The sequence below is a fragment of the Blastococcus aurantiacus genome, assembly GCF_900102425.1.
In the GTDB taxonomy this organism is placed as follows: domain Bacteria; phylum Actinomycetota; class Actinomycetes; order Mycobacteriales; family Geodermatophilaceae; genus Blastococcus; species Blastococcus aurantiacus.
Map to the genome: position 1 here is coordinate 387,928 of NZ_FNBT01000005.1, position 16,500 is coordinate 404,427.

Below are 16,500 nucleotides of genomic sequence, written 5' to 3' on the forward strand. Positions count from 1 at the left end.
CGCTTGACCGCTCCTTGCAAGCCACTAGGACGGCGACTTGCAGCCCGCGCGCGGCCAGGGGTACCCGCGTGGCCGGGACGCGAGGAACATCTCCCGGCGTGCGCTTCCGAGTCCTCGGCCCGCTCGAGGTCAGCGGTCCGGACGGCGAGCTCCTGGACGTGGGCGGGGCGAAGCCACGGGCCCTCCTGACGCTGCTCCTGGCCGAGGCCGGCCGCGTCGTGGGCATCGACCGGATCGTGAGCACGCTGTGGGGCGAGGAGCCGCCGCCGACGGCCACCGGCACCCTGCAGGCCTACGTCTCGCACCTGCGTCGGGTCCTGGAGCCGGACCGCGCGCCGCGCGAGGCGCCGACCGTGCTGGTCACCCGCCCGCCGGGCTACCTCGTCCGGGCCGGCGCCGCCGACCTGGACCTGCTGCGCTTCGGCGAGCTGGTCGAGGGCGGCGACCGCGCGGTGGCCGACGGCGCCCCCGAGCGAGGCGTCGCCCTGCTGGACGAGGCGCTGGCGCTGTGGCGCGGCGAGCCGCTGGTCGAGCTGGGCGACCTCCCGGCCGCCGCGAGCGACCGGCTGCGGCTGACCGAGTTGCAGGTGCGCGCCCGCGAGCGCCGCTGCGACGCCCTGCTTGCCCTGGGCCGGCCCGAGGCGGCCGTCCCCGACCTGCAGCACCTCGTCGCCGCGCACCCGCTGCGCGAGCGGCTGTGGGCCCGGCTCGTCACCGCTCTCTACGCCGCCGAGCGGCAGGCCGACGCCCTGGAAGCCTGCCGCCGGTGCACCGAGCTGCTCCGTGACGAGCTCGGCATCGACCCCGGGCCCGAGCTGCGCGACCTCGAGCAGGCCGTGCTGCTCCAGGACCCCCGGCTGCTGGAGCGGCTCCCCCGGCCGGTGCTGCCCGCCGCGCCCGCGCCGGCACCGAGCACGTCCGTGGACGCCCTGGTGGGCCGCCGCACCGAGCTCGACCAGGTGCGCGCCGTCGCCGAGCAGGTCGCCGGGGGCCGGTCGGCGGTCGTCGTCGTCGAGGGCGAGGCAGGGATCGGCAAGACCCGGCTGACCGAGGCGGTCGCGGACGGCGCCCGCCTGCTGGGCTGGCCGGTGGCGTGGAGCCGCTGCGCCGACGACGCGGGCGCACCGGCGCTGTGGCCGTGGACCCAGGTGCTCGAGCAGCTGGGGCAGCCCGAGCTCGACCCCGCCCGCGCCACCCTGGGGGACGACGCCGACGCCGCCCGCTTCCGGCTGTTCCAGGACCTGCGCGCCCGGCTCACCGCCGCGGCGACCCGCCCGGTGCTCGTCGTCCTCGACGACCTCCAGGGCGCCGACACCACGTCGGTCGCGCTTCTCGGCCTGCTCGCCCGGCACCTGCCGCGAGCGCCGGTGCTGCTGGTCGTCACCGCGCGCACCGTGGGGGAGGAGCTGCCCCCGGCGGTCGCCGACTGCCTGGGCCGGCTGGCCCGCGAACCCACCGCCACCTGCCTGCGGCTGCGCGGACTGGACGCCGAGGACGTCGGCGCGCTGCTCGCCGCCCAGCTGGGCTCGCCGGGGGACCGCGCGCTGGCCGCCGCGGTGCACGACCGCACCGGCGGGAACCCGTTCTTCGTCGTCGAGCTGTCCCGCTGGATGATCGGCGCCCACGACCGGCACCTGGACGACGTCCCGGTGCCCCCGTCGGTCGGGGAGGTGCTGCGCACCCGGCTGGACAGACTGCCCGAGGGCACCCGCGAGGTGCTCGAGCTGGCCGCCGTCGCCGGCCGGGAGGTGTCGCTGGACCTGCTCGAGGCGGCCGGCACCTCGGCGGAGGAGGTGCTGACCGCGATGGACTCCGCCGTCGCCGTCGGCCTGGTCGTCGAGGCGGCCAGGCCGTGGAGCTGGCGGTTCTCCCACGCGCTCGTGCAGGAGGTGCTGGCCGGCGACCTGTCCGCGGTGCGCCGGGCACGGTTGCACGCCCGGATCGGCGAGGCGCTGGAACGCCGGATCGCCGGCTCCACCGACGACCGGCTGGTCGAGCGGCTCACCCACCACTTCGTCGCCGCGCTGCCGGTGGTCGGGCCCGGACCAGCGCTGCTGTACCTGGCGGCGGCCGCGCGGGCCGCCCGGGCGCGCCTGGCGCACGGGGAGGCCGCGGCGCACGGCCGGCAGGCGCTGGCGCTGCTCGATCCGCTGGCGCCCGACGCCGCCCGCACCCGGCACGACCTGCTCACCGCCCTGGGCAACGACCTGCTGCGCAGCGGGCAGCTGACCGAGGCGCGCGGCGTCGTGGCCGAGGCGATCGGGCTGGCCCGCCAGCTGGACGACCGGGAGTGCCTGGCCGAGTCCGCGGCGGTCTGGGGCAGCGTGACGCTGTGGAACTGGCGCCCGCACGGCGTGGTCGACGCCGACATGGTGGGCGTCCTGGAAGACCTGCTCTCCGGGCGCGGGGACGACGACGACCCGACCACCGCCCGCCTGCTCGGCACCCTGGGCGTGGAGCTGGCCTTCGGGCCCGACGACCGGGGGGTGCAGGCCGCCCAGCGCGCGGTGGAGATGGCCCGCCGGATCGGTGACCCGGAACTCCTGGGCCGCACGCTGAACAACTTCTGCCTGGCGGTGTGGGGGCGGCCGGGTGCGGCGGAGCAGCGGCTGGCCGCCACCGACGAGGCGCTGGCCCTGGCCGGGCGGGGACTACCGCGGCGCACCGAGTTCATGGCGCACCTGCACCGGGCGGCGATCCGGCTGCACCTGGGCGACCTGGCCGGCTTCGAGGCCGACCACGACCATGCGCGACGGTTGGCGGTCTCGCTGAGCGGCCCGGAGGTGCGCCCGCACGTGCTCTGGCAGGCGGGCGGCCTGGCCTGGCTGCGGGGCAACGCCGCCCGCGCGGAGGAGCTGACCACCGAGGCCTACGAGCTGTTCCGGCAGGTGACCCCGCACGCGCGGCACGCGTACGCGGCACACCAGTTCACCCTGCGGCGGGCCGACCACCGCGAGGCCGCCGCGCTCCCGCTGCTGGTCGAGACCGGCGACGAGGGCAACCCGCTGCTGCAGGAGATGGCCGTGCTGGCCGCGGCCGAGTCCGGCGACGTCGCCGAGGCCCGGCGGCTGCGCGCCCGCTGGGGACGGACGCTGGTGCGCGACTGGGCCAGCGACGTCGCCCTCTACCTGCAGGCCGAGAGCTCGCTGTGGCTGGGCGACGAGGCGGACTGGGCCTGGGCGGCGGAGTCGCTGCTGCCCTACCGCGGCCGGCAGGCCGTGCTCGGGACGCCGTCGCTCAGCCTCGGCGCCTACGACGAGCTGCTGGGCCGGATCGCCGAGCGCCGCGGGGATCCCGACGGCGCCCGGCGCTGGTGGGCCGACGCGCGCGGGCAGGGCGTGCTGATCGGCTCTCCGCACCAGGTGGCCCTGGCCGAGTCGCACCTCGCCCGCGTGCCCGCGCCGGTCTAGGCGGCGCGGGCGACGCCGGATCCGCACGCCGGGGTGGGACCATGATCGTGATGCGCCCTCCATCCGCCGCCCAGCAGCCGCCCGTGCACGGTGCGGCGGCTGCCGGCGGCCCGGCTGAGCGGCTCCGGCCGTGACCCCGGACGAGCCGCGCCGCCTACCACCCCACCTGGACCCCCGCCGTGCGCCGGCCCCCCGGGAGCCGCGGAGGCCCACCGGCGGGCCGCCGCGGCGGCCCGCGGAGGGGACGGCGCGGGCGACGACGGTGGCGCGCTCGGCCGCGGCGGTGCTCAGCGGGCTCCTGCTGCTGGGCAGCGGGTGGGGGTGGCACCTGGTCCGGGTCGCCGACGCCAGCATGCAGCGCACCGACGCCATCCCCTCCTCGGGCAACGAGGACGCCGCCGGCGACGCCGGCGAGGCGATGACCCTGCTGCTGGTCGGGATGGACGTCCGCACGGGGCTCACCCCCGAGCAGAAGGCGGAATTCAGCACCGGCGATGCCGATGGGGTGCTGAACACCGACTCGATGATGCTGGCCCACGTCCCGGCCGACGGGTCAGCGGCGTCGTTCGTCTCCCTGCCACGCGACACCTACGTCGAGATCCCGGGGTTCGGGGAGGGCCGGCTCAACTCCGCCTACGCCCGCGGCTTCGCCGAGGCCGAGGGCAGCGACGCGGAGCGGCGGGCCGCAGGCGCGCAACGGCTCGTCCAGACCGTCAGCGGGTTCACCGGTCTGCAGATCGACCACTTCGCCGAGATCGACCTGCTCGGCTTCATCAACCTCAGCACGATCGTCGGCGGGGTCGAGGTCAACCTCTGCCGGGCCACCAGCGACCCCCTCTCCGGCGCCGACTTCCCCGCCGGCGTGCAGACGATCGGCGGCGAGGACGCGCTGAAGTTCGTCCGCCAGCGGCACGGGCTGCCGGGGGGCGATCTGAACCGGGTGGTGCGCCAGCAGGTCTACATCGCCGGGATGCTGCGCAACATGCTCTCCACCGACACGTTGCTCGACCTCGGCAAGCAGCGCGACATCGTCGAGCAGATCGGCAGCAGCATGACGCTGGACCGGGGGCTCGACGTCTTCGACCTGGCCGCGCAGCTGCAGGGCGTCCAACCCGGGGACATCACCTTCCAGACCATCCCCGGCCTGACGCCGACGCGCATCGACGGCGCCGACGTCCTGGAGCCGCCGGCCGCGGAGGAGGTGCGGAGCTTCTTCTCCACGCTGGAAGCGGAGCCCGCCGAGGAGCCCGCCGCGCCGGAGGAGCCGGACGGCTCGGTCGACCCGGGCTCGGTCACCGTGCAGGTGCTCAACGGCTCCGGCGTCTCCGGCGCCGCCTCGACCGCGGCTGCCGCGCTCACCGACGCCGGCTTCGGTGCGGAGGCGGGCAACGCCGGGCCCACCGACACGACGACGGTCAGCCACCGCACCGGGGACGAGGCCGCGGCCGCGCTGGTCGCCGCCCAGGTGCCGGGTGCTGCGGTGACCGTCGACGACGAGCTGCCGGAGGGCACCGTCGCGCTGGTGATCGGCAGCGACTTCACCGCCATCGGGCAGGCCGTCGCGGCACCGGCCCCCAGCGGGGACGAGGGCCCGCCGGCGCGCACGGCCGACGACGCCAGCTGCATCAACTAGCCCTTCGCAGCCTGCCCGACCGGCGGCCCCCCTGCAGGGCCCCGCCGCGAGCGTGCGAGCGGTGGGGGGCAGGGGGGTCCTTCGTCAGGTGGCGATGCCGCCGTCCACCGGGATGATCGTGCCGGTCAGGTACGAGCCGGCTCGCGAGCTCAGGAACACGGCGATACCGGCCATGTCGTCGGGGCGACCGATGCGTCCGAGCGGCACCCGCTTGGTCATCTCGTCTCCGGCAGCGGCCAGCGTGGCGGCCATCATCTTCGACTCGAACGGCCCCGGGGCGACGGCGTTCACCGTGATCCGGCGCGGCGCGAGCTCCTTGGACAGGTTGCGGGTGAGCTGGTGCACCGCGGCCTTGGACGTCGAGTACGAGTACGTGCGTGCCGCGGAGGGCTGCAGGCCCGCGATGCTGCCGATGTTGATGACCCGCGCCGGATCCTCGTGCGACGCGGCCTTCTCCAGCAGCGGCAGGAACGCGCGGGTGACGAAGAACGGCGCCTTCAGGTTCAGGTCGAGCACCTTGTCCCAGGCCGACTCGGGGAACTTCTCCAGGTCCTCGCCCCACGTGGCGCCGGCGTTGTTGACCAGGATGTGCACCTGCTCCTCGCGCTTGCCGACCTCCTCGGCCAGCCGGATGCACTCGGCCTCCTTGGAGACGTCGGCCGGGATGGACACGACCGTGCCGAACTCCGACAGCTCGGCGACGGCGGCGTCCCCGGCGTCGGCCTTGCGGGAACTGATGTAGACGCGGGCGCCGGCCTGGAGCAGGCCACGGGCGATCATCATGCCGATGCCGCGGGTGCCCCCGGTCACCACGGCCACCTTGCCGGTCAGGTCGAACAGGTCCACGCCGCACCTCCGTCGTCGGGCACCCGGCTGCGCTGCCGGCCCGTACCGCACCCTAGCCACGCCGCCCGGAGCCCTCCCGCGAGCGCCCGCGCCAGGACGCTGTGCCAGCCTCGGCGCATGACCCCGTCCCCGGCCATGGGCGCGACCAGCGAGGTGGGCGCGCTGCAGACGGTGCTGCTGCACCGGCCCGGCAACGAGCTGCGGCGGCTGACCCCGCGCAACAACGACCAGCTGCTCTTCGACGGCGTCCCCTGGGTGGACCGCGCACAGGAGGAGCACGACGCCTTCGCCGAGGCGCTCTCCGCCCGCGGCGTCGAGGTGCTCTACCTCGACCGGATGCTGGCCGAGATCCTGTCCTTCCCGTCGGCGCGCGCCGAGCTGATCGGGGCCGCCGTCGACGACCCGCGGCTGGGCGCGAGCCTGCAGCGCGCCGCCACCCGCCACCTGGCCTGGCTCGCGCCCGAGGACCTGGCCGCCACCCTCATCGCCGGGCTGGCCCACGACGAGCTGCGCGGCGGCCGCGGGCTGGCCTACGAGGTGATGGACCGCTCGGACTTCGTCGTCCCGCCGCTGCCGAACCTGCTGTTCACCCGCGACTCCTCGGTCTGGATCGGCGACGAGGTCGCGGTGACCTCGCTGGCCATGCCCGCCCGGCACCGCGAGAGCACGATCACCGCGGCCGTCTACACCCACCACCCGCGCTTCGCCGGGGTGGAGCAGCTCTACGGCGCCGGCCTGGAGCACCTCGAGGGCGGCGACGTCCTGCTGCTGGCACCGGGCGTGCTCGCCGTCGGCGTCGGGGAGCGGACGACGCCCGGCGGCGCCGAGCGGCTCGCGCGGCGGCTGTTCGCCCGCGGACTGGCGCACACGGTCCTCGTCGTCCCCATCGCCCAGCAGCGGGCCACGATGCACCTGGACACCATCGCCACGATGGTCGACGTCGACGCACTGGTCATGTACCCCGCGGTGGCCGACTCGCTGCAGGCCTGGACGGTGACCGCCCCCGACGGCGTGGCCGACGACGCTGACCCGGTCGAGCTGTCCGTGGCCGGGCCGCGCCCGTTCGTCGAGGCGGCCGCGGCGGCCATGGGCATCGACCGGCTGCGGGTGATCGACACCGGCCTGGACCCGGTCACCGCCGAGCGCGAGCAGTGGGACGACGGCAACAACACCCTCGCCCTCGCGCCCCGGCTGACCGTCGCCTACGAGCGGAACACCGTCACCAACGCCGCGCTCGAGGCCGCCGGCATCGAGGTGGTCCGGATCGCGGGCTCGGAGCTGGGCAGCGGACGCGGCGGCCCGCGCTGCATGTCCTGCCCCGTCGCCCGCGCCGACCTCTGAAAGGACCCCGCTGCCTCCCACCGCTCGCACGCCCGCGGTGGGCCCCTGCAGCGGGGCCGGTCAGCGGATGGTGATCTGGCGGGAGAGCAGGCCGGCGCGGGCGCGGCGCTCGTCGGCGTCGAGCGGGTCGGTCACCGTCAAGGCCTGCTCGAGGCGGGCCTGCCACTGGGTGGCCGGCTCGGTCCAGTCCTCGGCGGGGGTGTCGGCGGGGAGGTCCCACACGGGGACGACGAGGCCGTGCGCCCGGAACGCCCCGGCGTAGCGGGTGCCCTCGCCCAGCAGCATCGGCTCGCCCGCGGCCCGCAGCCGGGCCAGTGCGTCGAGCAGCTTCTCCTCGGGCTCGGGCCGCACCCAGCGCAGGTGGGACCGCTCGGCGCCCGGACGCACCCAGTACGCCGCCTCCAGGCCGGCCAGCCGCACGGTCGGGAGGATCGCCTCGTTGGCGTGCTCGAGGCCGGCCTTCGCCGCCGCGTTGGGCTCGGTGCCCTCCAGCCAGAAGCCGAAGTCGTCGTGCACGGTGACCTCGAACGGCGCCGTCGTGTCCAGCAGCTCCTGCAGCCGGGGACCGGCCGAGCCCGCGCCACCGATGGGGCCCGGGTCGACCGGGGCTCCGGCCGGCGCCTCGAGCGCGGCCGCCAGCGCGGTGCCGAGGTCGCGGCTCACGTCGTCCGAGGAGCTCTGCAGCTGGACGCCGAGCATGATCTCGCCGTTGGCCCGGACCAGGGCGGGGGACCCGCCGGGGAGCACGCTGGCCAGGGTCACCTCGCGGCCGTCCTTCGTCCGCAGCGTCGCCGTCGCCGCCGGGACGAGCTCGCGCAGCGCGACCCAGTCGGCCTCGCCGGGCAGCCCCTCGAAGGAGCGGATGACCGGGGGCGCGTAACCCGAGCCGTGGCAGTGCTTGTAGCGGCGGCCGGAGCCACACGGGCACGGCGCCTTGGGGTTGATGCCCTCCGACTCGGCGGCGGGGGCGGAGGAGCGCTTGCGGGAAGCCATGCGGGCCAGCGTATGTGGCTCCTGCATACGCTCGTCGCCGTGACCCTGGCCGCCCCCGTACCGCTCGACCTCACCGACCCCGCCGTCGTCGCCGACCCCTACCCCGCGTTCGCCCGGGCGCGGGCCGAGGCGCCGGTGCAGTGGCACGAGGACATGGGCCTGTGGCTGGCGTTCACGCACGCAGAGTCCAACGCCGTGCTGCGCGACCGGCGGCTGGGCCGGATCTGGTCGGACAAGGCACCCGCGGAGCGGTTCGAGAGCTTCAACCTGATCCACCGCAACGCCATCCTCGAGATGGAGCCGCCCGAGCACACCCGGCTGCGGCGGCTGATCAGCTCCGCGTTCGCCCGCGGGCACGTCGAGCGGCTGCGCCCGTGGGTCGAGGACCTGGCGCGGACGCTGGTCGACGAGCTGGTCGAGCGCTCGGGGGGCTCGGAGCCGGTCGACCTGCTGTCGGGCATGGCCGAGCAGCTGCCGGTCGCCGTCATCGCCGAGCTGCTGGGCGTCCCCCAGGTCGACCGACCGCTGCTGCGCCCGTGGTCCAACGCGATCGTGAAGATGTACGAGTACGGGCGGACGGCGGAGACCGAGGCGTCCGCCGAGCGCGCGGCCGAGGAGTTCGTCGCCTACCTGCGCGGGCTGGCCGCCGAGCGGCGCACGAACCCCGGCGAGGACCTGGTCAGCCACCTGGTGAGCCTGCGCGACGCCGACGACCGGCTCACCGAGGACGAGCTGGTCACCACCTGCATCCTGCTGCTCAACGCCGGCCACGAGGCGACGGTGAACGTGAGCGGCAACGGCACGCTCGCCCTGCTGCAGCACCCCGACCAGCTGGCGCGGCTGCGCGCGGACCGCGCGCTCCTGCCGACGGCGATCGAGGAGTTCATGCGCTACGACTCCCCGCTGCAGCTGTTCGAGCGCACCGCCACCGAGGACGTCGAGATCGGCGGGATCACCGTCGAGCGGGGCCAGAAGATCGCCGCCCTCCTGGGTGCGGCCAACCGCGACCCCGCCGTGTTCGCCGAGCCGGACACCTTCGACGTCGGCCGGACGGACAACGGGCACATCACCTTCGGCGCCGGCATCCACTTCTGCATCGGGGCGCCGCTGGCCCGCGTCGAGCTGCAGGCCACGTTCGGCGCCCTGCTGGACCGGACGACGACGGTCGAGCTCGGTGGTGACCCGGTGCGCCGTCCCGAATTCGTAATCCGCGGCCTGCGGACCCTTCCCGTCGTCCTCGGCAGATGAGGAGTGTTGTTGGAGAAGTAGCATTCAAGGAGAGCCTGCGCTGAGTCGATAGCGAGGTCGTGCTCGACTTTCTTAGCGATGTGTTCGGCGGTATCGAGGCGAACGTCGCGATCTCATTAGCCAGCTTGCTCTTCACAGGCGCGGCGGTGCTGTTCGCAGCCTTGACGCTCAAGCACGCCAAGCAGAGCGAGGAGCGAGACCGAGTGGCCGCCGTCCTTGCGGAAATAGTTACTGCGGCCGAGAGCGTGGTGGCCCACATGGAAGCCCGCCCATCGCTGCGCATCAGGAGCGGGGGCCACTACGAGCGGGAGAAGGAACTGGCCGAGGATAGCTTTCGTACGTTCCGGAACCAGTCGATGAGGTACCGGCTCATGCGTGGCACCGTCGGCGAGGTTGATGAGTGGATTCTCGACGTCGGAAACAACCTCATCGAGTCGTACCTGAAACAGGACGACGACGATGCGCAGGCAGCCTGGCCCTCCCGAGGTGTCGTCAGCGGCATTGAAGCAGACCTTCCGCGCTCCGAACGCGCCCCAGAAGGCCTGCCCCGCCTTGGTGCCTGGTGGGACGAGCGCGTCGGCCAGGGTGATGGCGTATACGCAGCCGAGATGGTCTGGGAGTACCAAATCGGGCGCCTGCTCAAGGACTACATCGAGAGCTACCTGGTTCCTTATGGCCGCTGGGTCCTTCACGGCCGCGAGCCTGAGGTTCCGTCCGCCACTCCGAACCGCGCCGCTGCAGGTATCGCCTCATAGGGCCTCCGCTAGATCGTGAGCGCCGTCACTGGCAGGATCCGGACCATGCGCGGCCTGATGCAGGACAGCCCCCTCACCATCGACACGATCTTCCGGCACGCCGAGCAGCACTACGGCGACGTGCCCATCGTGACCAACAGCCCCAAGGGCGTCACCCGCTCGACCTACGGGGAGTGGGCCGACCGCACCCGCCGGCTCGGCGGCGTGCTGGACACCCTGGGCATCAGCGCCGACGGCCGCGTCGGCACCTTCGGCTGGAACAGCCAGCGGCACCTGGAGCTCTACTTCGCCGCGCCCTGCACCGGCCGCGTCCTGCACACGCTCAACATCCGGCTGTTCCCCGAGCAGCTGACCTACATCGCCAACCACGCCGAGGACGAGGTGGTCTTCGTCGACCGCTCGGTCTTCCCGCTGTTCTGGCCGCTGGTCGACACCATGACCACCGTCCGCCACGTCGTCGTGATGGAGGACGGCGGCGACGCCGAACTGCCCGACGACCCGCGGATCAGCGACTACGAGACCCTGCTGGCCGCCGCCTCGCCGGTCGAGTTCGACGTCCGGGACGAGTCCCTGGCCGCCTCGATGTGCTACACGAGCGGCACCACCGGCAACCCCAAGGGCGTCGTCTACTCGCACCGCTCGACGGTGCTGCACACCATGGCCGCGCTCTCGCCGAACGCCTTCGGGCTCAGCGTCCGCGACGTCGCGATGCCGGTCGTGCCGATGTTCCACGCCAACGCCTGGGGCATCGCGCAGGCCGCCCCCGCGGCGGGCTCGGCGCTGGTCTTCCCCGGCCCGATGATGCAGCCCGAGGCGCTGGCCAAGATCATCGTCGACGAGGGCGTCACCTTCACCGCCGGCGTCCCGACCATCTGGCAGGGCGTGCTGCCGCACCTCGCCGGTCAGCCGCACAAGCTCCGCGAGATCGGCTGCGGCGGCTCGGCGGTGCCCAAGGCGCTCAGCGAGGCCTACCGCGAGCAGGTCGGGCTGCCGATTCTGCAGGCCTGGGGCATGACCGAGACCTCGCCGGTCGCCTCCTCCGGCGTGCTGGCCAAGCGCCTCGAGGACGCCGACGACGACACCAAGGCGACCGAGCGCGCGCGGGCCGGCATCCCGCTGTTCGGCGTCGAGGCCCGCATCGTGGACGCCGACTCGCTGGAGCCGCAGCCCTGGGACGACACCGCCACCGGTGAGCTGCAGGTCCGCGGGCCGTGGTGCGCCAAGGAGTACTACAACCCCGACGCCGGCACCGTCCTCTCCACCGAGGACGGCTGGATGAAGACCGGCGACGTCGCAGCCATGGACCGGTACGGCTCGATCCGCATCGCCGACCGCACCAAGGACCTCATCAAGTCCGGCGGCGAGTGGATCAGCTCGGTCGACCTGGAGAACGCGATCATGAGCCACCCGAAGGTGGCCGAGGCCGCGGTGGTCGGCGTGAAGCACTCCAAGTGGGACGAGCGCCCGCTGGCCTGCGTCGTCCTCAAGCAGGGCGAGACGGCGACGGCGGAGGAGATCCTCGACCACCTCAAGCCGCTGGTCGCCAAGTGGTGGCTGCCCGACGCCGTCGAGTTCATCGACGAGGTGCCCAAGACCAGCGTCGGCAAGTTCTCCAAGAAGGACCTGCGCGCCAAGTTCGCGGAGTACTCGCTCGAGTCCTGACCAGCGTGGTCATCGCCTGCGTGCGCGCGGCGGCGGCGTGTCACCCCATGTCGGGAGCGCGCAGGCGATGATCAACTCGTAGGAGTCGCGCACCGGTAGCCTGACGCCCATGCAGCTGCTGTGCCCCAAGTGCCACAACGTGATGGCGCAGTACGAACGCAACCGCGTCCTGGTCGACCAGTGCACCGAGTGCAAGGGTCTTTTCCTCGACCGCGGCGAGCTGGAGAACCTGATCGCCGCCGAGCGCGCCTACCTCGACGCCGAGGAGGGCCGCCCGGTCCCGCCCCCGCAGGCTCCGCGCCCGTCCATCCCGGACCCGTACGACCGGGACCCCCGGAACTACGGCCAGCACCGGTACGACGAGCGCTACTACGCCCGCGGCTACGACGAGAAGTACGCCAAGAAGAAGCGGCGCAAGAGCATCTTCGAGGAGCTGCTCGACTTCTGAGCGCCCAGCGGGACTTCCTGCACAGGAGGTCCCGAGGCGTCAGCGGACGAAGGGGGCCTCGCCGGTCTCGCTCACCATGGGCTTGCCGGCGGCCTCCCAGTCGCCCATGCCACCGGCGACGTTGACCGCGTCGTAGCCGTTCTGGTTCAGCCACGCGGCCACCCGCGCCGAGCGACCGCCCCCGCGGCAGGTCACGTAGAGCGGGTCGCCCTCGGGCAGGTCGTCCAGCCGCGACGGGATCTGGCCCATGGGGATGTGGGTCGCGCCTTCGACGTGGCCGTGCACCCACTCGTCGTCCTCACGGACGTCGAGGATCACGGCGTCCTCGGGCAGTTCGCTGACAGAGACGGTCGGAACCTGCTGCGGCATCACGCGTTCCATCGTGGCACGGACGCGCGGACGGGCGGGCCTGCGAGGATGGCCGTGATGACCGTCGCCCCCGCTCCCGTGCGCGAGCCCGCCTGGTCGCTGCCCCGCACGGCCATCGGGCTGTGGGTCACCGAGAGCCTCATCGGCGTCGTGATCACCGCCCTCGTGGTCGGGGCCCTGCTCATCTGGGTGCCGGCCGACCTCGGCGGGCCGGTGCCGTTCCTCCGCTGGGCGGTGCCGGTGGTCGCGGTGCTCGACGCGCTGATCGCCGTCTTCGTGCGCCCCTGGCTCAAGCACCGGGTGTACCGCTGGGAGGTCACCCAGGACGCCGTCTACACCCGAACCGGCTGGCTCAGCCAGACCTGGACGCTGGTCCCCGTCTCCCGCATCCAGACCGTCGACGTCACCCGCGGCTTCCTGCAGCAGCTGTTCGGGCTGGCCACGGTCGCGGTGTTCACGGCCTCCAGCCAGGGAACGGTGCGCATCTGGCACCTCGAGCACGGCGTGGCCCAGCGGGTCGCCGACGACCTCGCGGCCCGCGCGGAACGGACCCGGGACCAGGCCACGTGAGCGCCCCGGGCGAGCCGACCGGCCCGGGCGAGGTACCCGTCCCCGGGCAGACCTTCTGGCCGCCGCAGCCGCGCCGGACCTCGCCGCGCATCGTCCTCGTGGACACCGCCACGTTCCGGCAGGCCCGGCAGCTGGTCCCGATCGCGGTCCCGGCGCTCGCCGGCATCGGGCTCGGCGGCGGGCGCTGGACCGTCGTCGCCCTCGTCGTCGCCATCACCCTGGTGTCCCTGGCGACGGCGGCGCTCGCCTGGTGGCGGTTCAGCTACCTGGACGGGCCCGCCGCCGTCGTCGTCACCCGGGGGCTGGTGTCGCGCTCCACGCGCACGGTGCCCAACGACCGGATCCGCGGGATCGAGATCGAGGCGCCGCCGATGCACCGGCTGCTCGGCCTGGTGCGCGTGCGCATCGACGCCGCCGCCGGCGGCTCCAGCAGCGCCGGACGCGGAGCGGGCAAGGACGAGGAACTCCTCATCGACGGCGTCCCCCGCGCCGAGGGCGAACGGCTGAGGACGGCGGTGCTCACCAAGCGCAGCCGCGTCCCGGTGCCGACGGCGGACGACGTCGACGGCGCCCCGGCCCGGCCGGATCCGGAGCCCGAGGAGGAGTTCGCCCGCTTCGACAACCGGTGGCTGCTGTACGCACCGCTGGTCGGCGGCTACCTCGCCGTCCCGGTCGCCGCGGTGGGGGCGCTGTCGCGCATCGTCGACGAGGTGCCCGACCGGCTGCTGCCCGACGTGGACGGCCCCGCGCTCGACCCGTCCGTCGTCGCCGTCCTCGCCGTGGTCGTGGCACTGGTGGTGCTGGCGGCCGGGGCGGTGATCGGCGCCGCGGTCGTCAACTGGCGCTTCCGACTGGTGCGGCGCGGCGGCTCGCTCATCGCCGTCCGCGGCCTGCTCACCCGGCGGCACACCGAGCTGGAGATCGACCGCATCCGCGGGGTCGCGGTGGCCGACGGCGCCGGCATGCGGCTGGTCGGCGCGGCCCGGTTGAACGGTCTGGTCACCGGCCTCGGTGACGCCCAGCGCCGGGGCCAGCTCCTGCCGCTCGGCCCCCGCGCACAGGCGGAGGCGCTGAGCCGCCGGCTGGTCGACGACCCCGGCCCGCTCACCCCCCATCCCGCCTCGGCGCGCCGCCGGCGCATCGCGCGGGCGATGGCCGCCGGCCTGCTCGTGACCGTCGCGGGTGCGGTGCTGACCGTCACCAGCGGCTGGTGGCCCCTCCTCGTGACCGGGGTCGTCCTCACCGTCCTGGGCGTGCCGCTGGGCCTGGGCCGGTACGCCTCGCTCGGGCACGCCACCGGGCGCCGGTCCTTCGCCGTCCGCGTCGGCTGGCTGGTGCGGGAGCGAGCGGTCCTGGAGCGCCGCGCGGTGGTCGGCTGGGAGGTGAAGCAGTCGTGGGCGCAGCGCCGGGCCGGGCTCGCCTCCGTCGTGGCCTGCGTCGGGGCCGGCCGCGGCGGCTACATCGCGATGGACATGGCCGCCGACGACGTCGCCGCCTTCGCGGTGGCGGCGTCGGAGCCGTGGGCGGAGCAGCTCCTCCCCGTCCCGAGGGAACCGGATCGGGCGATGAGGTGAGGTGAACCTTTCCTTCACGCGCGCGTGAGGATCACGACTGCGGGTAGCCGGTCCAGCGATGAGGTCGTGCCCCGGTCACCCCGCCCAGCCGCCGGCCGCACGGGTGTGCCCGGTGGAGCCCTTCTCCAGCCCGACCCGCCCGGCCAGCGCTGCGGCCTCCACCCGCGTGGTCACGTCGAGCCGGCGCAGCAGGTGGGCCACCAGCCGCTTCGTCGTCCGCTCCGAGACGTGCAGGGTCGTGGCGATGTCCACGGTGCTGGCGCCCTCGGCGATCAGCCGCCACAGCCGGCGCTCGTCGGCCGTCAGCTGGTCGGCGATGGTCTGCTCGCCCGCCGGGGTGGCCTCCTCCAGCAGCTGGCGCAGCAGCGCCTCGGGCACCACCGACCAGCCGTCGAGGACGGCGAGCAGCGGCCGCACCAGCGACTCGGGGTCCGCCGTCTTCGGCAGGAAGCCCGCGGCGCCCGCGCGGAGGGCCTCGATCGCGGCGTCGGCCTCCGCCAGCCCTGACAGCGCCACCACCCGCACCATCGGATCGGCCCGGCGGATCGCCGCGATCGCTCTCGTGCCGCCCGGCGGTGGCATGTGCAGGTCGACGATCGCCACGTCCGCGTGGTGCCGGCGCACCAGGGCGGCCGCGGCCGAGGCGTCGTCCGTCGTCCCCACCACCCGCACCCTGCCGCCGCTCAGCCCCGGCAGCAGCAGGCTCAGCCCCCGGGTGAACAGGGGGTGGTCGTCCACCACGACCACGTCCACCGGGGCTCCGCGTTCAGCAGCGAGCGCGCCATCGATCTCCGACATCAGTCTCCTGTCGGCCGTCGTCCACCGGCGTTGCTGACCGGCTCCACCCTGGAGTGCCCGTGACCCTTGCTGCTGACGCACCGATCTCGCATCCCGCCCGTGAACTGTTCGCCGACCTCGCGCGGGTGCTGCGCAGCTACCTGCCCCGCCGCCGCCCGGTGGACGCCGAGGAGGAGCCCACCCCCGAGGACGCCGTCCTGCGCGCCCTCTGCCACGACATGCGCAGCCCGCTGGCCTCGCTGGAGGCGGTGCTGGGGTCGCTGGACGGACCGCCCGACCGCGCCCGGGAGCTGCTCGACCTCGCCCGTGCCCAGACGGCCCAGCTCTCGTCCATGCTGCGCACCGCCGACGCCACGGGCGGAGCCGTGCGGCGCACCGGGCCGCGGCTGCTCCGCGACGTCGTCCTCGCCTCCGTCGCCGCCTCCGGTCTGCCGCGGACGCTGCTGACCGCGGAGGTCCTCGACGGGGCCGGCGAGGTACCCGTCGCCGACGCCCGGGTGCAGCGCATCCTGACCAACCTGCTCGAGAACGCGCACCGGCACGGCGGGGGCCGGCCCGTGCGGCTGGAGGTGACGCTGCGCGGGGGCTGGGTGCGGCTGTCCCTCGCGCAGACCGGCGTCCCCGTCGACCGGGTGGTGGGCCACCTGCGGCAGACCCGGCCACCGGTGGACCTGACCGGGCTGGGCCTGTGGTCGGTCCAGCGGCAGACCCGCGAGCTGGGCGGGCGGCTGCTCTGGTCCGCGGACGGGGACGTCTTCACCCTCACCGTGCAGCTCCCCGACAAGTAGGCCCCCCGGGGCCAGGGGACGGCACGGGCGGGCCAACGGGGGCGGGCAGATCCCTGGTGTCACCG

General features: G+C 74.5%; 14 protein-coding genes. 10 read left to right on the plus strand and 4 right to left on the minus strand.

What is annotated here, in order from left to right; translation table 11 throughout:
* Positions 1–98 precede the first annotated feature (98 nt).
* Positions 99–3,410: an ATP-binding protein gene (locus tag BLS70_RS12800; RefSeq protein WP_176946390.1), complete on the plus strand. Its 3,312-nt coding sequence runs from the start codon at positions 99–101 to the stop codon at positions 3,408–3,410.
* 262 nt (positions 3,411–3,672) lie between these two features.
* Positions 3,673–5,043, plus strand: coding sequence for an LCP family protein (locus BLS70_RS12805; RefSeq protein WP_255362441.1), 1,371 nt, complete (start codon positions 3,673–3,675; stop codon positions 5,041–5,043).
* 84 nt (positions 5,044–5,127) lie between these two features.
* Here BLS70_RS12805 and BLS70_RS12810 read toward each other — a convergent pair whose 3' ends face one another.
* The gene (locus BLS70_RS12810; protein ID WP_091768264.1) at positions 5,128–5,889 is read right to left on the minus strand and encodes a glucose 1-dehydrogenase; all 762 of its coding nucleotides are present in this window, start codon (positions 5,887–5,889) and stop codon (positions 5,128–5,130) included.
* Positions 5,890–6,006: 117 nt separating this feature from the next.
* Between BLS70_RS12810 and BLS70_RS12815 the strand changes: the two genes are divergently transcribed.
* Positions 6,007–7,230, plus strand: a complete 1,224-nt coding sequence (locus BLS70_RS12815) for an arginine deiminase (protein ID WP_218122396.1) — start codon at positions 6,007–6,009, stop codon at positions 7,228–7,230.
* Between the two features lie 60 nt (positions 7,231–7,290).
* Here the strand turns inward: BLS70_RS12815 and BLS70_RS12820 are convergent, their stop codons facing one another.
* Positions 7,291–8,223: a DUF5926 family protein gene (locus tag BLS70_RS12820; protein ID WP_091768267.1), complete on the minus strand. Its 933-nt coding sequence runs from the start codon at positions 8,221–8,223 to the stop codon at positions 7,291–7,293.
* Between the two features lie 39 nt (positions 8,224–8,262).
* Here BLS70_RS12820 and BLS70_RS12825 point away from each other — a divergent pair, with 39 nt between their 5' ends.
* The 4 genes from BLS70_RS12825 to BLS70_RS12840 all read left to right on the plus strand — a co-directional run bounded on the left by BLS70_RS12825 (position 8,263) and on the right by BLS70_RS12840 (position 12,336).
* On the plus strand, positions 8,263–9,471 hold the full coding sequence (locus BLS70_RS12825; RefSeq protein ID WP_255362442.1) for a cytochrome P450: 1,209 nt from the start codon (positions 8,263–8,265) through the stop codon (positions 9,469–9,471).
* Positions 9,472–9,530: 59 nt separating this feature from the next.
* Positions 9,531–10,226, plus strand: coding sequence for a hypothetical protein (locus BLS70_RS12830; protein WP_091768273.1), 696 nt, complete (start codon positions 9,531–9,533; stop codon positions 10,224–10,226).
* A 45-nt stretch (positions 10,227–10,271) separates the two neighbouring features.
* A complete protein-coding gene (locus BLS70_RS12835; RefSeq protein WP_091768276.1) occupies positions 10,272–11,888 on the plus strand; it encodes a long-chain fatty acid--CoA ligase in 1,617 nt (538 codons plus the stop codon).
* Positions 11,889–11,997: 109 nt separating this feature from the next.
* On the plus strand, positions 11,998–12,336 hold the full coding sequence (locus tag BLS70_RS12840; RefSeq protein WP_091768279.1) for a TFIIB-type zinc ribbon-containing protein: 339 nt from the start codon (positions 11,998–12,000) through the stop codon (positions 12,334–12,336).
* 39 nt (positions 12,337–12,375) lie between these two features.
* On the opposite strand, the gene BLS70_RS12845 is transcribed toward BLS70_RS12840, so the two are convergent.
* Positions 12,376–12,705: a rhodanese-like domain-containing protein gene (locus tag BLS70_RS12845; protein ID WP_255362451.1), complete on the minus strand. Its 330-nt coding sequence runs from the start codon at positions 12,703–12,705 to the stop codon at positions 12,376–12,378.
* A gap of 57 nt (positions 12,706–12,762) precedes the next feature.
* Between BLS70_RS12845 and BLS70_RS12850 the strand changes: the two genes are divergently transcribed.
* A complete protein-coding gene (locus tag BLS70_RS12850; protein ID WP_091768285.1) occupies positions 12,763–13,275 on the plus strand; it encodes a PH domain-containing protein in 513 nt (170 codons plus the stop codon).
* Positions 13,272–14,849 carry a PH domain-containing protein gene (locus BLS70_RS12855; RefSeq protein WP_091768288.1) on the plus strand — a complete coding sequence of 526 codons (1,578 nt, stop codon included), beginning with the start codon at positions 13,272–13,274 and terminating at the stop codon, positions 14,847–14,849. Before BLS70_RS12850 ends, BLS70_RS12855 begins: the two co-directional genes overlap by 4 nt.
* A gap of 75 nt (positions 14,850–14,924) precedes the next feature.
* Here the strand turns inward: BLS70_RS12855 and BLS70_RS12860 are convergent, their stop codons facing one another.
* Positions 14,925–15,647 carry a response regulator gene (locus BLS70_RS12860; protein ID WP_091768291.1) on the minus strand — a complete coding sequence of 241 codons (723 nt, stop codon included), beginning with the start codon at positions 15,645–15,647 and terminating at the stop codon, positions 14,925–14,927.
* Positions 15,648–15,706: 59 nt separating this feature from the next.
* On the opposite strand from BLS70_RS12860, the gene BLS70_RS12865 reads away from it, so the two are divergent.
* On the plus strand, positions 15,707–16,435 hold the full coding sequence (locus BLS70_RS12865) for a sensor histidine kinase (RefSeq protein WP_091768294.1): 729 nt from the start codon (positions 15,707–15,709) through the stop codon (positions 16,433–16,435).
* Positions 16,436–16,500: the final 65 nt, after the last annotated feature.

Coding starts and splice junctions, on each gene's coding strand:
- BLS70_RS12835 (WP_091768276.1), top strand. CDS start 10,272: ATGCGCGGCCTGATGCAGGACAGCCCCCTCACCATCGACACGATCTTC.
- BLS70_RS12840 (WP_091768279.1), top strand. CDS start 11,998: ATGCAGCTGCTGTGCCCCAAGTGCCACAACGTGATGGCGCAGTACGAA.
- BLS70_RS12845 (WP_255362451.1), bottom strand. CDS start 12,705: ATGCCGCAGCAGGTTCCGACCGTCTCTGTCAGCGAACTGCCCGAGGAC.
- BLS70_RS12860 (WP_091768291.1), bottom strand. CDS start 15,647: ATGTCGGAGATCGATGGCGCGCTCGCTGCTGAACGCGGAGCCCCGGTG.
- BLS70_RS12850 (WP_091768285.1), top strand. CDS start 12,763: ATGACCGTCGCCCCCGCTCCCGTGCGCGAGCCCGCCTGGTCGCTGCCC.
- BLS70_RS12820 (WP_091768267.1), bottom strand. CDS start 8,223: ATGGCTTCCCGCAAGCGCTCCTCCGCCCCCGCCGCCGAGTCGGAGGGC.
- BLS70_RS12815 (WP_218122396.1), top strand. CDS start 6,007: ATGACCCCGTCCCCGGCCATGGGCGCGACCAGCGAGGTGGGCGCGCTG.